14 protein-coding genes are annotated in these 15524 nt (G+C 33.1%); all 14 read left to right on the top strand.

The window, feature by feature from the left end; all coding sequences use genetic code 11:
- Positions 1–3546: LPXTG cell wall anchor domain-containing protein (locus ACYSNW_RS12340; protein WP_461744886.1), on the top strand; the 3546-nt coding region annotated here is incomplete at its 5' end.
- A gap of 126 nt (positions 3547–3672) precedes the next feature.
- Complete coding sequence (gene glf, locus ACYSNW_RS12335) at positions 3673–4821, top strand: UDP-galactopyranose mutase (RefSeq protein ID WP_461744884.1); 1149 nt, start codon at positions 3673–3675, stop codon at positions 4819–4821.
- Positions 4822–5321: 500 nt separating this feature from the next.
- Positions 5322–5507: a hypothetical protein gene (locus tag ACYSNW_RS12330; RefSeq protein ID WP_461744883.1), complete on the top strand. Its 186-nt coding sequence runs from the start codon at positions 5322–5324 to the stop codon at positions 5505–5507.
- A gap of 70 nt (positions 5508–5577) precedes the next feature.
- Positions 5578–5829 (top strand): LURP-one-related/scramblase family protein, encoded by a 252-nt coding sequence (locus ACYSNW_RS12325; RefSeq protein WP_461744881.1) that lies wholly within the window; start codon positions 5578–5580, stop codon positions 5827–5829.
- Positions 5830–5880: 51 nt separating this feature from the next.
- A complete protein-coding gene (locus ACYSNW_RS12320; RefSeq protein WP_461744879.1) occupies positions 5881–6066 on the top strand; it encodes an LURP-one-related/scramblase family protein in 186 nt (61 codons plus the stop codon).
- A gap of 552 nt (positions 6067–6618) precedes the next feature.
- Entirely contained in the window at positions 6619–7740 is a 1122-nt protein-coding gene (locus tag ACYSNW_RS12315) for a tyrosine-type recombinase/integrase (protein WP_461744877.1), read from the top strand.
- 534 nt (positions 7741–8274) lie between these two features.
- Positions 8275–9006: a methionine ABC transporter ATP-binding protein gene (locus ACYSNW_RS12310; RefSeq protein WP_461744875.1), complete on the top strand. Its 732-nt coding sequence runs from the start codon at positions 8275–8277 to the stop codon at positions 9004–9006.
- Complete coding sequence (locus tag ACYSNW_RS12305) at positions 9003–9683, top strand: methionine ABC transporter permease (RefSeq protein WP_461744873.1); 681 nt, start codon at positions 9003–9005, stop codon at positions 9681–9683. Before ACYSNW_RS12310 ends, ACYSNW_RS12305 begins: the two co-directional genes overlap by 4 nt.
- Before the next feature lie 11 nt (positions 9684–9694).
- Entirely contained in the window at positions 9695–10528 is an 834-nt protein-coding gene (locus ACYSNW_RS12300) for a MetQ/NlpA family ABC transporter substrate-binding protein (protein WP_461744872.1), read from the top strand.
- 118 nt (positions 10529–10646) lie between these two features.
- Positions 10647–11186, top strand: a complete 540-nt coding sequence (locus tag ACYSNW_RS12295; protein WP_461744870.1) for an HdeD family acid-resistance protein — start codon at positions 10647–10649, stop codon at positions 11184–11186.
- 224 nt (positions 11187–11410) lie between these two features.
- Positions 11411–12025 carry a nitroreductase family protein gene (locus ACYSNW_RS12290; protein WP_461744868.1) on the top strand — a complete coding sequence of 205 codons (615 nt, stop codon included), beginning with the start codon at positions 11411–11413 and terminating at the stop codon, positions 12023–12025.
- A 468-nt stretch (positions 12026–12493) separates the two neighbouring features.
- Entirely contained in the window at positions 12494–13519 is a 1026-nt protein-coding gene (locus ACYSNW_RS12285; protein ID WP_461744898.1) for a FecCD family ABC transporter permease, read from the top strand.
- A gap of 3 nt (positions 13520–13522) precedes the next feature.
- Positions 13523–14287 (top strand): ABC transporter ATP-binding protein, encoded by a 765-nt coding sequence (locus tag ACYSNW_RS12280; RefSeq protein WP_461744866.1) that lies wholly within the window; start codon positions 13523–13525, stop codon positions 14285–14287.
- Positions 14288–14310: 23 nt separating this feature from the next.
- Positions 14311–15336 (top strand): ABC transporter substrate-binding protein, encoded by a 1026-nt coding sequence (locus tag ACYSNW_RS12275; protein ID WP_461744864.1) that lies wholly within the window; start codon positions 14311–14313, stop codon positions 15334–15336.
- Positions 15337–15524: the final 188 nt, after the last annotated feature.

Here is a 15524-nt window from a genome sequence, read left to right as displayed (position 1 = left end):
ACAAGTGTAAGTGATTCAAATTCACTAAGTACAAGTATGAGTGTAAGTGACTCAAATTCATTAAGTACAAGTACAAGTGTGAGTGATTCAAACAGCCTTTCAGGAAGTTACAGCACAAGTACAAGTGTAAGTGATTCAAATTCACTAAGTAAAAGTATGAGTGTAAGTGACTCAAATTCATTAAGTACCAGTACAAGTGTGAGTGACTCAAACAGTATTTCAATGAGTGTAAGTGATTCGAACTCACTAAGTACCAGTACAAGTGTAAGTGACTCAAATAGTCTTTCAGGAAGCTACAGCGCAAGTACAAGTGTAAGCAACTCGAATTCAATGAGTAACAGCACAAGTGTAAGTGATTCAAATTCAATGAGTAACAGTACAAGTGTAAGTGACTCAAATAGTAATTCAGGAAGTTACAGCACGAGCACAAGTGTAAGTGATTCAAATTCACTAAGTACAAGTATGAGTGTAAGTGACTCAAATTCATTAAGTACAAGTACAAGTGTGAGTGATTCAAACAGCCTTTCAGGAAGTTACAGCACAAGTACAAGTGTAAGTGATTCAAATTCACTAAGTAAAAGTATGAGTGTAAGTGACTCAAATTCATTAAGTACCAGTACAAGTGTGAGTGACTCAAACAGTATTTCAATGAGTGTAAGTGATTCGAACTCACTAAGTACCAGTACAAGTGTAAGTGACTCAAATAGTCTTTCAGGAAGCTACAGCGCAAGTACAAGTGTAAGCAACTCGAATTCAATGAGTAACAGCACAAGTGTAAGTGATTCAAATTCAATGAGTAACAGTACAAGTGTAAGTGACTCAAATAGTAATTCAGGAAGTTACAGCACAAGCACAAGTGTAAGTGATTCAAATTCACTAAGTACAAGTATGAGTGTAAGTAACTCAAATTCATTGAGCACCAGCACAAGTATAAGTGACTCAAATAGTCTTTCAGGAAGCTACAGCACAAGTACAAGTGTAAGCAACTCGGATTCAATGAGTACGAGCACAAGTGTAAGTGATTCAAATTCACTAAGTACAAGTATGAGCATAAGTAATTCAAACAGCCTTTCAGGAAGTTACAGCACAAGCACAAGTGTAAGTGATTCAAATTCACTAAGTACAAGTACAAGTGTAAGTAACTCAAATTCATTGAGCACCAGCACAAGTATAAGTGACTCAAATAGTATTTCAGGAAGCTACAGCACAAGCACAAGTGTAAGTGATTCAAATTCACTAAGTACGAGCACAAGTGTAAGTGATTCAAATTCACTAAGTACAAGTACGAGCATAAGCAATTCAAACAGCCTTTCAATGAGTGTAAGTGATTCAAATTCATTAAGTACCAGTACAAGTGTGAGTGATTCAAATAGTATTTCAGGAAGCTACAGCGAAAGTACAAGTGTAAGCAACTCGAATTCAATGAGTACCAGCACAAGTGTAAGTGATTCAAACTCATTAAGTACAAGTACGAGCATAAGTAATTCAAACAGCCTTTCAGGAAGTTACAGCACAAGCACAAGTGTAAGTGATTCAAATTCACTAAGTACAAGTATGAGTGTAAGTGATTCGAACTCACTAAGTACCAGTACAAGTGTAAGTGATTCAAATAGTATTTCAGGAAGCTACAGCACAAGTACAAGTGTAAGCAACTCGGATTCAATGAGTACGAGCACAAGTGTAAGTGATTCAAATTCACTAAGTAAAAGTATGAGCATAAGTAATTCAAACAGCCTTTCAATGAGTGTAAGTAACTCAAATTCATTGAGCACCAGCACAAGTATAAGTGACTCAAATAGTATTTCAGGAAGCTACAGCACAAGCACAAGTGTAAGTGATTCAAATTCACTAAGTACGAGCACAAGTGTAAGTGATTCAAATTCACTAAGTACAAGTACGAGCATAAGCAATTCAAACAGCCTTTCAATGAGTGTAAGTGATTCAAATTCATTAAGTACCAGTACAAGTGTGAGTGACTCAAATAGTATTTCAGGAAGCTACAGCACAAGCACAAGTGTAAGTGATTCAAATTCACTAAGTACAAGTATGAGTGTAAGTGATTCGAACTCACTAAGTACCAGTACAAGTGTAAGTGATTCAAATAGTATTTCAGGAAGCTACAGCGCAAGTACAAGTTTAAGCAACTCGAATTCAATGAGTAACAGCACAAGTGTAAGTGATTCAAATTCATTGAGCACCAGTACAAGTGTAAGTGACTCAAATAGTATTTCAGGAAGTTACAGCACAAGCACAAGTGTAAGTGATTCAAATTCACTAAGTACAAGTATGAGTGTAAGTGATTCGAACTCACTAAGTACCAGTACAAGTGTAAGTGATTCAAATAGTATTTCAGGAAGCTACAGCACAAGTACAAGTGTAAGCAACTCGGATTCAATGAGTACGAGCACAAGTGTAAGTGATTCAAATTCATTAAGTACCAGTACAAGTGTGAGTGATTCAAATAGTATTTCAGGAAGTTACAGCACGAGTACAAGTGTAAGCAACTCGAATTCAATGAGTACGAGCACAAGTGTAAGTGATTCAAACTCATTAAGTACAAGTACGAGCATGAGTGATTCAAACAGTATTTCAATGAGTGTAAGTGATTCGAACTCACTAAGTACCAGTACGAGTGTGAGTGATTCAAACAGTCTTTCAAGAAGTTACAGCACGAGTACAAGTGTAAGCAATTCGGATTCAATGAGTACGAGCACAAGTGTAAGTGATTCAAATTCACTAAGTACAAGTATGAGCATAAGTAATTCAAACAGCCTTTCAATGAGTGTAAGTGATTCAAATTCATTAAGTACCAGTACAAGCGTGAGTGATTCAAATAGTATTTCAGGAAGTTACAGTACAAGCACAAGTGTAAGTGATTCAAATTCACTAAGTACAAGTATGAGCGTAAGTGACTCAAATTCATTGAGTACAAGCACAAGTGTGAGTGATTCAAACAGTCTTTCAGGAAGCTACAGCGCAAGTACAAGTGTAAGTGATTCAAATTCACTAAGTACAAGTACAAGTGTAAGTAACTCAAATTCATTGAGCACCAGCACAAGTATAAGTGACTCAAATAGTCTTTCAGGAAGCTACAGCACAAGTGTAAGTGATTCAAACAGTCTTTCAGGAAGCTACAGCACAAGTACAAGTGTAAGCAACTCGGATTCAATGAGTACGAGCACAAGTGTAAGTGATTCAAATTCATTGAGCACAAGCACAAGTGTGAGTGACTCAAATAGTCTTTCAGGAAGCTACAGCACAAGTACAAGTGTAAGCAACTCGGATTCAATGAGTACCAGCACAAGTGTAAGTAATTCAAATTCATTGAGCACAAGCACAAGTGGATCAAGGACTCAGGAAGCATCGAATACTAAAGTGACTGGCAGTGGTTTGCCAAATACTAGCTCTACAGCAACCGTCGCTAAAAATACGTTGCCAAATACAGGAGTTATAGAAAGTGATCTCTATACAGTAATCGGAGGTTTAGCTGCACTATCATCTCTTTTAGTTCTATATAAACGTAAAAAAGATAAGAAGTTAGATTAGAGTTAATCCTTTTTGTGAAAAAACAAGACAATTCCAGAATAAAAATGGAGTTGTCTTGTTTTTAGTCAAATATATATGTTATAAATAAATTATTAGTTTTTTGAATAAATTCTCAGGAGAATATCAATGAAGTATAACAAAAAAAAATATGATTATTTAATTGTAGGGGCGGGACCTTTCGGATCAGTTTTTGCTTATGAAGCTGCCAAACGTGGAAAAAAAGTTCTAGTAATTGAAAAACGTTCTCATATTGGAGGTAATATGTACACGCATAAGGAGAACGGGATAAATATTCATGACTATGGAGCACATATTTTTCATACTAATAACAAACAAATTTGGGATTATGTTAATACTCTAACGACTTTTAATGGGTATATTAATCAAGTACTTGCTAATTTTAATGGTGAGTTATACAATTTGCCATTTAATATGAATACATTTCATCAAATGTGGGGAGTAAAAACACCTAAGGAAGCACAAGAAAAAATTGCTGAACAACGTAAGAATGCAGGAATTTCAAATTCTCCTAAAAATTTAGAAGAACAAGCAATAGCTTTAATTGGTACGGATATATATGAAAAATTAATTAAGGGGTATACTGAAAAACAATGGGGGCGGAAAGCAACTGAACTTCCTTCTTTTATTATTCGACGGTTGCCTACTAGATTTACTTATGATAATAATTATTTTAATAGTCGATACCAAGGAATTCCAATAGATGGTTATACATCAATGTTTGAAAAATTATTATCAAAGGATTTAATAGATATTAAGTTAGGTATAGATTTTATCGACGATAAAGAAGTTTTTTTAAAGGAGTTTCCTAAAATTGTCTACACTGGTATGATTGATGCATTTTTTGATTATCGTTATGGTGAGTTAGAATATCGATCTCTTCGTTTTGAATCTGAAGTTGTACATTCAGAAAATGTACAAGGTAATGCTGTAATTAACTATACAGATGCTAATACTCCTTATACTCGTATAATGGAATGGCGTCATTTCGATCAAAAAGCAGATAAAGATAAATCTATTTTAACTCGAGAATATCCACAAAAATGGGATCGTTCAAAAGAAGCATACTATCCTATTAATGATGAACGAAATTCTTCAATACTTAAAAAGTATAAAAAGGATGCAAAAAAGTATAAAAATGTGATTTTTGGTGGTCGACTTGCGAATTATCAGTATTATGATATGGATCAGGTATTTGGGATAGTTTTAAAGGCAGTAAATAAAGAGTTTAATGATGAAAATCAAACGATTTTTTAAAGAGTTATTTATTAAAAAATCAATTTTTCAGATTAAAATTATAATCAAAATACAGTACGAAAATATTACCATTTGCTTATTTGTCTATCAAAGTTAAAGAACAAGTGTAAAAAGAAGCGAATTCTAAGTCTGCTATTTTTACAAAATTTTGTATTTAGTAAAAGATGAGTCATGAGACATAAATTCCAAGAAATAAGCGACAAATCACAAAAATTTGAAAAACAACAAGTAGGAGGCATTCACTATCATTGAATGGGAGCCTTTCAAGTTTCTTCTTATTTTCGCGTTTTATCGCTTATTTAGCACTTTTTAATTGATTTTTGTTTCTATTAGAAATATAAAAGTAAAATGGACTTTACCATTTAAGCGTGTTTTGATACCGTTTAAGAAAAATAAGCGTATTTTCTTTCTAGAACGTCTACACTGTTTTTAGATTAACAATTTCATTTGAAATTGTTAATTGATAATGAATTGAAGGATGAAACTTAGGAGGAAAAGGTATGTTGATAGTTTTATTAGTTTTAGCCATTGCTGCATTTGTTTCAATGATAGCGGTAAATAGTTTTAAGAATAATTCAACTAAAGGAGGATTATACAAACTATTGATTTTAGTTCAATCTGGTTCAATCGGTGCCACTGTTGGTTTGTTAGTAGTTCTTTTATTAAAAGGAAGATCAATTGGATAAAAGTAGAATAGCCTAATTTTTTGTTATACTTAATATAGTCTAGATTCTAGTAATTAAAGAGGTAAAAATAATGAAATTGTATGTACGGAAAAAAATAGCCAGCATTAAAGATGTCTTTAATATTTATGATGAAAATGAAAATGAAAAATACCACGTTCAAGGGAAAGTATTTTCGTTTGGTGCAAAATTAACTGTATCAACGACTGAGGGCAGTGAAGTTGCGTTTATCAAAGAACGGTTTAATCATTTTTTACCCAGCTTTGAATTTTATGTTCAAGATGAATTAATTGGAACAATCAGAGAAAAAGTAGGCTGGAAATAACGGTATGTAGTTGAAGCTTCAGATATTGAAATTGAAGGCGACTGGTGGGGTATGACCTTTACAATCAAGGCTGACGGACAAGTCGTAGGGATGGTCTCAAAAAAATGGTTTTCTTGGGGAGATTTTTATGAAATAGAGATTACCGAGCCTAAATATGAATTAATTTCTATTGCCTTAGTTTTAGCCATTCAAATGGTTAAACAATCAGATGATACAGCAGCAACTACTACTTTTTAGTAAAATAAAACAAATCACCGCATTCATTTGTCTGGTGGAGTGGACAAGATAAGGTTGAGATGGATTTTTTTGTTTGGCTCATCCTTATCCTTCAAAATAGAATAAAGGTTAGTGCGAATTCATTATCTGGGCAATTTCTAAAAGATTGTTCATAATATGCTGTATTTACTTATTTGATTTTCAACATTTTCTTAAAATAAGCGACAAGTCACGAAAATGACAAGAAACACGAAAGGTTCTCATTCGATGTTGAATGGTTCCTAATTGGTGTTTTGTAAATATTTGTGACTTGTCGCTTATTTCTATAGTTTCTAAATAATTTTATAAGTAAAAACGATCTGATGGAAACGAATATTAAATTTTAAAATTTAATTTAGTTACTACAACGATCAAAAAACTTTTAAATGATATTTTTTTAAAATATATGTGTTTTTAATTGAAAAAGTGATAAAATTTAAAAAGGAGATAAATTTTTAAATAATACAATATGAGAAATCTATTATCTAATAAGTTTGATTTGTAAAAATTTTCATTAAAGGAGTGGGTGTTAGGATGGCAAAAAAAAAAGAAAATATCTATAAAAGAAAGGATGGACGTTGGGAAGGTCGTTATAAAAAGACAAGAAATGAAGATGGGAAAATAATTTATGGTTATGTTTATGGACAAAAATATGCACTTGTACAACAAGAACTAGCAAGAAAAAAATTGAACTTTGTTGATAGTAAAAATCAATTGTTTTCAGGCACAGCTTCGGAGTGGTTCGATCAATGGCTCAATGTTCATGTAGCTACTAATGTAAAACTGTCCACTTTAAAAAGCTATGAAACAAAAATAAATAATCATATTCGTCCTTTTTTTAAAAAAAAACTACTTATCTCTATTACAAAGGATGATATTAATGAATTTATTAAATACATTAATAGTCAAGATTATTCGAAAAATATGCTCAATAGCTTATTAAATATTCTTAAAAACAGTTTGAATTGCGCAACAAAAATAGGCTATTTAACTGAAAATCCATCAAGTGAGGTTATCTTATCAAATGAAAAGAGAAGGAAAATTCATGCATTATCTGTAACTGACCAAACCCGTTTGGAATTTTATGCTTTTCAAGAAACAGATACGTCAGCTGTTATTATTGCACTTGCAACTGGAATGAGAATTGGAGAAATTTGTGGACTAAAATGGACAGATATTGATTTTAAAGAAAATATTATACATATTCGCCGGTCGTTACAACGAATACCAGGAAAACATGAATTTGGGCGAACAAAAGTAATTATTGATTCACCAAAAACAGCCAGTTCTAAACGAGATATTCCGCTAGCAAGTTGTTTTAGGGACTATTTACTCGAAAAAAGGTACTTGGCAAATTCGCCCTATGTTGTTTCATCTAATGGCAATTATGTAGAGCCTCGAACAATCACTTATCGATTCAAAAAATTACTCATAGAAGCCGAATTAGAAGATATTAATTTTCATGTTTTAAGACATACCTTCGCGACACGTTGTGTAGAAAGTGGTGTAGATATTGCTTCACTAAGTAAAATTCTGGGACATACATCAGTGAAACTTACATTAGATACGTATACAGATTCTCTTTGGCAAAGACGTCAAGAAGTAATGCAGGTTGTTGATCAAAGTCAATTTTTAAGAAACAATGAAAAAGTATAGAAGTTAATTGTTGATTAAAGAACAAATTCATTTCAATGAATGAGTAGGGCGATTTATTAATAATTAATATTATTTTAAAAATAAAAAAATTATTAATTTTTTTTGTTAGGAATAAATTAAAATGTGATAAATAACGAAAAGTATCTTTTGAATTTTTGTTGTTTGTCGGTTGTTTTCGTAGAAATTGTTTCTACTCTCATCGTTTAGAATTGAATAGGTAGATAAAAACTCATTTATTGCACTCTAAGCAATAAGTTAGAACTAACTATTTACTTCTAACTATTTTATTCCTAACTGTCTTATTGTAACTTCTGTTCATTGTTTTGGTAAAAATTGGTTGTAAAGGTTTTAGGTTCTGTGTATCAATTTCTGTTTTTTACCGGTTATCTGTTATATAAAAGAAGATTGAAACGGATTCTATAGGCATATATATGTGATTTACTTTTGAAAGATGGTAGACTGATTTTGTTATTGTATACTTGATTGATTTTTTTAGGCAAAGTAGTTTAACGAGAGGGTCAGGAGTGAACAAAAGTGATTCAATTCGAACAAGTAACAAAGGAATTCACTTATCAGGGGAAAAGATTTAGAGTGTTAGATCAATTATCCTTACAAATCGAGGAGAATGAAATATTCGGTATTGTTGGAGAAAGCGGTTCTGGGAAGTCTACCTTATTGCGTATGATTAATACACTGGTGATTCCAGATGCAGGACAAGTAAAAATTGCCGGTATTAACTGGTTTCAAGAGAGCCAATTTAAACAGAAAGAGCATCGAAAGAAAATTGGTATGATTTTTCAGCAGTTTAATTTACTGTCAAATCAGACCGTTTTGCAAAATGTTGGTTTACCACTAAAACTACAAAGAAAGTTTGATAAAGAAAAGGTGCTTGAAATTTTGACGTTTGTCAATTTAGCTCATAAAGCAAATAGTTACCCTGCTCAATTGAGTGGTGGCGAAAAACAACGAGCAGGCATTGCGCGAGCGCTTATTACGCAGCCAGAAATATTACTTTGTGATGAGCCAACCTCAGCTTTAGATGGACAAAATGCGGATGATATTAGTCAGTTGCTTAAAAAAATTAATCAAACCTTTGGAACAACAATGGTTGTTGTCAGTCATGAATTAGAGTTAATTAAGTATTTATGTAATCGAACAGCTGTGATTGAAGAGGGGCGGATTTTAGATGTGTTAAAAATTACTTCTAAGCAACAAGATCATCAATTTGCTTCTTACTATGATCGAATCAAGGAGCGTTTACGATGATTGCCAATTATTTGAAAACAATGATTTATTATTTACCAGAACTGACAAAAGCGCTGACAGAAACAGGATTGATGCTAATTATTTCAATTGCTGCGGCAATTATTATTGGTTTGCCTGTAGGAACTTGGATTTATTTGTTGAAACAAAATAATTCGTTCAAAAATAAAACGATTGGTAGTATCGTAAACATCGTGATTGACAGTATTCGTTCTTTTCCGTTTTTACTTTTAGTAGTCGCGTTGATTCCGTTGACTCGTTTGGTTATGGGCACAGCGTTTGGAACGTTGGCAGCCGGTTTTCCTTTGACGTTTGTTTCAGCTGCTTTGTATGCTCGATTTACAGAACAAGTCTTGTTAGATGTTCCACCAGAAATCATAGAATTGGCAAAAGCTTTAGGTTGTAATCGACGACAATTAATTTTTCGTTTTCTATATGTAGAAGCACGGTCAGGCTTAGTTTTGATGCTGACCACAGTTATGATTAGTATGATTTCTTATTCAACAGTGATGGGTGTTGTTGGTGGTGGAGGAATTGGCGATTTTGCTATTCGTTATGGTTACCAACGTTATGAGTATGCGGTGATGTATACAGCCATCGTGATAATGATTTTATTTGTTAGTTTCATTCAAATCAGTGGACGCTATATTGCTAAGAAAATTGATAAAAAACATTTATAAGGAGATACATAATGCAGAATAAAGTAAAAATTTTTTTGTTTATCATCGTTTCAGTAGTATTAGTTACAGCTTGTGGGAAGAATAAAGAAGCAACAAAAAGCGATTCGAATGATAAATCCAATCAAGTAATCAAAGTTGCTGCACATTTACCAACAATGGTCGATGTTATTGAAATCGCAGCAGCAGAAGCTAAAAAAGACGGCTACAATGTAGAATTAGTGCAAGTCAATGATAATATACAGTATAACGAATTATTAAAAGCGAAAGAAGTCGATGCAAATTTTGCTCAACATGAACCATTCATGCAAAAGTTTAATGAAGAAAGAAATGCTGATTTAGTCATCGCTCAAAAAATATATAATGCAAAAGTTGGTTTTTATTCAAAACATTACAAAAATTTGGCTGAAATTCCTGATGGAGCAACAGTAGCTTTACCTAGTGATGTGTCAAATGAAGGTCGAGCATTGGCTATTTTAGCAGATGAAGGCTTAATCAAGTTAAAAGACGGGAGTGGTTTTGAAGGAACCACCAAAGATATTGTAGAGAATCCTAAAAATTTAAACTGGTTATCCGTTGATTTACTTAATTTGGCAGAGGCCTACAATGAATCTGACGTAGCCTTAGCTTATAATTATCCTGCCTATATCGCTAAAGTTGGGTTAAAGCCAAAAGATGCACTTCTTTTAGAGAAAACGATTGATGATCGTTTTGCAATCAGTTTAGTTGCTCGAGAAGATAATCTGGATTCAGATCAAATAAAAGAGCTAAAAAAAGTGATGACAAGTGACAAAGTTCGTGATTATCTTGTAAATGAGCATAGTGATACTTTGGTACCAGCTTTTTAATGATTATCTATTGAAAGCAAAAAAATGGTAAAAAAATATTTACAATAATGGCTATCACTAGTATTCTGTTTAGAAGTTTATTACAATAAAATAAATAGAAGTAAAGGAGGGAATATAGATGAGTAATGTTATTGAAAGTTTAAAAAAATACGCATTGTTAAGAGGCATTATTTACATTGTTTTGGGAATTATTATTTTGATGAATCCGAATGAAGTGTTTAAAGTAGGCGTTTATTTCATTTCAGCGTATACGGCATTTTCTGGTTTAGTAAATATCTATGAAGGAATGAAAATCAAAAAACAAACAGGCGAATATGGTATGAGTTTTATGGGTGGGATCATTCTTTTACTTGTAGCAGCAGTCATTTTATTTTTTGCGAAAGGAATTGTGAGCATTTTACCAATTTTCTTAGGTTTAATGATTGTAATCGGCGGAGTTGCTAAACTAATGCAAGCACTTAATTTAAGAACGTATGTGAATGTCAATTGGGTTCCGTATCTAATTTACAGTATTATTTTGATTATTGCGGGCTTAACTTTGACCTTCAATCCATTTAGCAGCGTATTATTTTTATTCCAGTTATTTGGTGGATTATTAATCTTTATGGGAATTTCAGAAATTATTTCCTTTTTCCAATTTCGTAAATTGGATCGCTAAAATAATCTAAAAAAATCGTAATTTCATAAAAAGAACCTAGAAAATGACTAATAGTCGTGATTTTTTAGGTTCTTTTTTTTGATAATAAAAAATAGCATGAAAGTTTCATAAAAAGGCTTGCAAAAAAAATAGTTGAATGCTATTCTTAAAATCTAATTGAGAATGATTTTCATTTTCGTTAAGCGCGAAAATTTTATTATGCATAGAAAAGAGGAGATGATTTGATGAAGGAGCTTACGCTAACAGAAGCGATTCGCGATAGGAGAACAATCCGTATGCTTTCAGAAATGAATGAAGTCATAGAGTTAGCTACAATTTATGATTTACTTGAAAAAGCTAGCTATGCCCCTTTCCATTCTAAAAAGGAACCTTGGGAAGTTACGCTTGTTAGTGAGGAGGAAGAACGGCTTTTTTTTGTTGAGCAATTGATGAAAAGTTATGATCGACTGAATGTTTGGGAAAACTATGATCCAGAAATTATGGAAAGTGCGAAACAAAAAACAGCTGATTATTTTGCTAATGTGCCAGTTACATTAATCGTTTCGGCACCTATAGAAAAGGACGAAAAAAAGGATTTGGAAGCAATTAGTGCAGTGTCAGCCTTTATCCAAAATTTCCAACTATTAGCCTGGGAGCAACAAATCGGCGTAACTTGGCGAACAACTGTCAATATTTTTGATCGTCAGTTTGCTGAAAATATGGGATTGTCTGAAGATAGACAAATTATTGGTTTGCTTTTTTTAACCTCTATCAATGAAGCAACTAAAATACCGCCTGCTCGAAGAAAGTCAGTAGACCAGTGGACATCCCATTTAAAAGAAACGATAGAAAAAAAGTAATATATTTATTTGATAGAACGGTTTGATTAATAGGAAGTTATATTAAAAATACGAGGATTCGAGTAATTGACTGGAATTATCAGAATTTTTTTACAATAACTAGCTTAAAAGATACTAGAGCGTTTATTTTTTATGTTAGAAAGTTGATTTTAATAGGTAAATGTAAAAGGGTGAAGCAAAAGTAAAAATTAGGTTTGCTTCACCAATAAACCTAATAAACGGCAGACAACAATCAGAATCTTGGCAATTTCCAAATCATCATTCTTCATTTTTTTAGCTCTTTCTTAGTGCGATAAATCACGAAGAATATTCTTGTTCGTTGTCCTATACAGCTATTTACGATTCTCAGAACATAGTATCTTTTGTTCAAACTCTTTGTTTCAAGTTCAGGAGGAGTCTTTTTTGGATACAAGTAAGGTAGATATAAAAACAAAGCAAGGGAAACAACAAGCTTTTTTCCCATTTTTAATTTTTTTGTTGCTTCTTGCAATCATCGTGTCGGTTCTTTATTCGTTAACAAATGGACAAGCTTCGATTTCAATGCAGGAAGTTTTTCAAATCTTAGTCTATAAAATTTCAGGTGGTCAAGTTGGTTCTTTAGAAACGATTAGTAGTCAAGCGGCGGTTAATATCATTTGGTTTGTGCGGACACCTCGAGTGATTTTAGCTATTTTTGTTGGGATGGGGCTTGCTATCAGCGGTGCAATCATGCAGGCAGTTGTCCAAAATCCATTGGCTGATCCTTACATTCTCGGCGTTTCCTCAGGTGCTTCTTTAGGAGCCACTTTCTCTATATTAGTTGGATTTGGTTCAGCGACCTTTTTGTCTCAATTTGGTTTAGCTTTTAGTGCATTTGCAGGAGCCATCATTGCTTCATTTAGTGTGCTGCTTCTTTCTAGTGTGGGCGGACGGATGACCTCTGTCAAACTTGTTTTATCTGGAACGATCATTGGCGCATTACTTAGCTCAATTTCTAGTTTTATCGTCTATCTTTCGAGTAATGCAGAAGGAATCAAGACTGTTACGTTTTGGGCGATGGGCAGTTTGGCTGCGGCTAGTTGGGGGAAAATTCCGATTTTGGCAATCGTTGTTTTAGTGGTTACAGGTTTCTTTTTATCGCAATATCGTATCTTGAATGTCATGCTTTTAGGAGAAGAAACAGCTGTGACTTTAGGTGTTTCTTTGGCTAAGTACCGTCGTTCTTATATGTTATTGTCTTCGTTATTAACTGGTGTCGTCGTTGCCTATTCGGGTATGATTGGTTTCGTTGGTTTGATTATTCCTCATATCGTCCGCGGGTTGAGTGGATCAGATCATAAACGTCTATTACCTGTCGTGGCACTATCAGGTTCTTTATTTTTGATTTGGGCAGATATCCTTTCACGTGTTCTCATTCCAAATGTAGAGTTACCGATCGGCATTATTACCTCAATTATTGGTGCGCCTTTATTCATCTATATTATTGTGAAAAAAGGCTATAACTTTGGAGGGTAACTAATGGAATTAACAATAAAAAATTTAAACATAAAAATTGCGCAAAAAGAAATCATTAAAGATCTTTCATTGCATACAGAGAAAAAAGACTTTGTGGGAATTATTGGCGCAAACGGTAGTGGAAAATCAACATTATTAAAAGCGATTTATAAAAGTATTACACCTCAAAACGGGAGTATTTTTTTGAATGAATTAGATCTGATAAAATCACCAGAAAAAAAAGTATCTCGTCATTTAGGTGTAGTCAGCCAATTCAATGAATTGAATTTTGATTTAACTGTTTTTCAAATGGTTCTGTTAGGAAGAACCCCACATAAAAAATTATTAGAAGCAGATAGTCAAGAAGACTTTGATATCGTAAATGAAGCATTGGCTAAAACCAATCTATTACATTATAAAGAACGCAGTTTTTTATCATTATCTGGTGGTGAAAAGCAACGAGTCGTTTTAGCTCGAACAATCGCTCAACAGCCAGAATATATGATTTTAGATGAACCAACGAATCATTTAGATATTCGTTATCAATTAGAGATACTTGAGTGTGTAAAAAAACTGGGAATCAGTGTTTTGGCTGCGTTGCATGATTTAGAAATGGCGGCTCATTATTGTGATTATTTGTATGCAATGAAAGATGGAGCGATTATTGCGGCTGGCAAACCAAATGAAATTTTGACAGAAGCGTTGATTGAACAAATCTATGATGTAAAATGTACTATTTTTGAAAATCCAGTAACAGGTCAATTAGGCTTTGTTTATCATTTAAAATAAAAAGATAGTGGGGAGAAATAGAAATGAAAAAAGCAACGATTATTAGTTTTATCAGTATTTTATTTATCATGGTAGGGTGTGGGCAAAAGGAACAAGCAACGGATAATTCAGCGAAACAAAATACTGAAACAGGTTATCCCTTAACGATAAAGAACTTTTCTAGTCCAGAAGGTGGACAAGCGTGGAAAGAAAAAGAGCAAACCTTTGAAGAGGTTCCCAAAAAAGTCGTTGCGAATACGCAACCTGCAGCTGAATTATTACTGCATTTAGGCCTGAAAGATAATATTGCAGGTGTGGGCGCTGTATTTGGCTTACCAGATAAGTCAGTGGAAAAAGAATTTGCTGAGTTGAATCACTTATCTGGCGAATATATTGGGAAAGAATTGGCTTTAAGTGTAGATCCTGATTTAGTTTATGGACGCGGCGGATTATTCGACAATCAAGATTGGGGTGTCGGAACGGTTGACTCAATCAATGATATGGGAATCAATACGTATGTTTTAGCCTCATCAGTAACTGGTAGTACCTTTGATTCAGTTTATGAGGATATTGATAATTTAGGAAAGATTTTCAATGTGGAAGATAAAGCTGAAGCATTCAAAAAAGAATTAAAAGATCGTCAAAAAGTATTAGAAGAAGAAGTAAGTACAATCGATAAAGAACAAAAATTTGCTTATTTGCACATGTCAGAACCTTCAGAGCCAGTGGTTTATGCTGCACACAATGAAACCTTCTTTAATGACATTTTCGGAATGTTAAAATTAGATAACGTCTTTAAAGATGAAACAGGAGATGTTAGTGTTGAAACTTTAATCGAAACAGATCCAGATGTGTTAATTGTGCCTGATTGGAGTACAATCAACAATGGAATCAAAGGTTCTGAATTTATTGAAGGAATCAAAAACAACAAAAAATTATCTAGTATGAAAGCAGTTAAAAACAATCAAATTTATGCAGTTGATTATAACTACATGTTTAGTTATGGGTATCAATCATTAGATGGTGTTGAAAAATTAGCTGAAGAAATGCAAGCTAATCAAAATAAATAATTTATATTTTTTACAATTGAAGAAACTGTATTCTACAGGATTAAACGGTGTTTAATTTTTGTGGAATACAGTTTTTTTGCTTATACAAAATTTGATTGGGAGTTTTTTGGGAGTATGTTGACAGTTTTATTACGGTTTTTCGCTATATACTGATTTTGTAAGTTACAAAGCACTAAGTCGCCCGTGAC

It is taken from the genome of Enterococcus sp. LJL99 (genome assembly GCF_054871725.1).
The sequence above is the reverse complement of the archived record's forward strand: the minus strand, read 5'-3'. Positions and strand labels throughout refer to the sequence as shown.

What these genes read in the sequence shown, in the direction of transcription:
- ACYSNW_RS12295 (WP_461744870.1), top strand. Translation starts at nt 10,647, where the DNA reads ATGAGTAATGTTATTGAAAGTTTAAAAAAATACGCATTGTTAAGAGGC.
- ACYSNW_RS12305 (WP_461744873.1), top strand. Translation starts at nt 9,003, where the DNA reads ATGATTGCCAATTATTTGAAAACAATGATTTATTATTTACCAGAACTG.
- ACYSNW_RS12315 (WP_461744877.1), top strand. Translation starts at nt 6,619, where the DNA reads ATGGCAAAAAAAAAAGAAAATATCTATAAAAGAAAGGATGGACGTTGG.
- ACYSNW_RS12325 (WP_461744881.1), top strand. Translation starts at nt 5,578, where the DNA reads ATGAAATTGTATGTACGGAAAAAAATAGCCAGCATTAAAGATGTCTTT.
- glf (WP_461744884.1), top strand. Translation starts at nt 3,673, where the DNA reads ATGAAGTATAACAAAAAAAAATATGATTATTTAATTGTAGGGGCGGGA.
- ACYSNW_RS12280 (WP_461744866.1), top strand. Translation starts at nt 13,523, where the DNA reads ATGGAATTAACAATAAAAAATTTAAACATAAAAATTGCGCAAAAAGAA.
- ACYSNW_RS12300 (WP_461744872.1), top strand. Translation starts at nt 9,695, where the DNA reads ATGCAGAATAAAGTAAAAATTTTTTTGTTTATCATCGTTTCAGTAGTA.
- ACYSNW_RS12275 (WP_461744864.1), top strand. Translation starts at nt 14,311, where the DNA reads ATGAAAAAAGCAACGATTATTAGTTTTATCAGTATTTTATTTATCATG.
- ACYSNW_RS12320 (WP_461744879.1), top strand. Translation starts at nt 5,881, where the DNA reads ATGACCTTTACAATCAAGGCTGACGGACAAGTCGTAGGGATGGTCTCA.
- ACYSNW_RS12330 (WP_461744883.1), top strand. Translation starts at nt 5,322, where the DNA reads ATGTTGATAGTTTTATTAGTTTTAGCCATTGCTGCATTTGTTTCAATG.
- ACYSNW_RS12290 (WP_461744868.1), top strand. Translation starts at nt 11,411, where the DNA reads ATGAAGGAGCTTACGCTAACAGAAGCGATTCGCGATAGGAGAACAATC.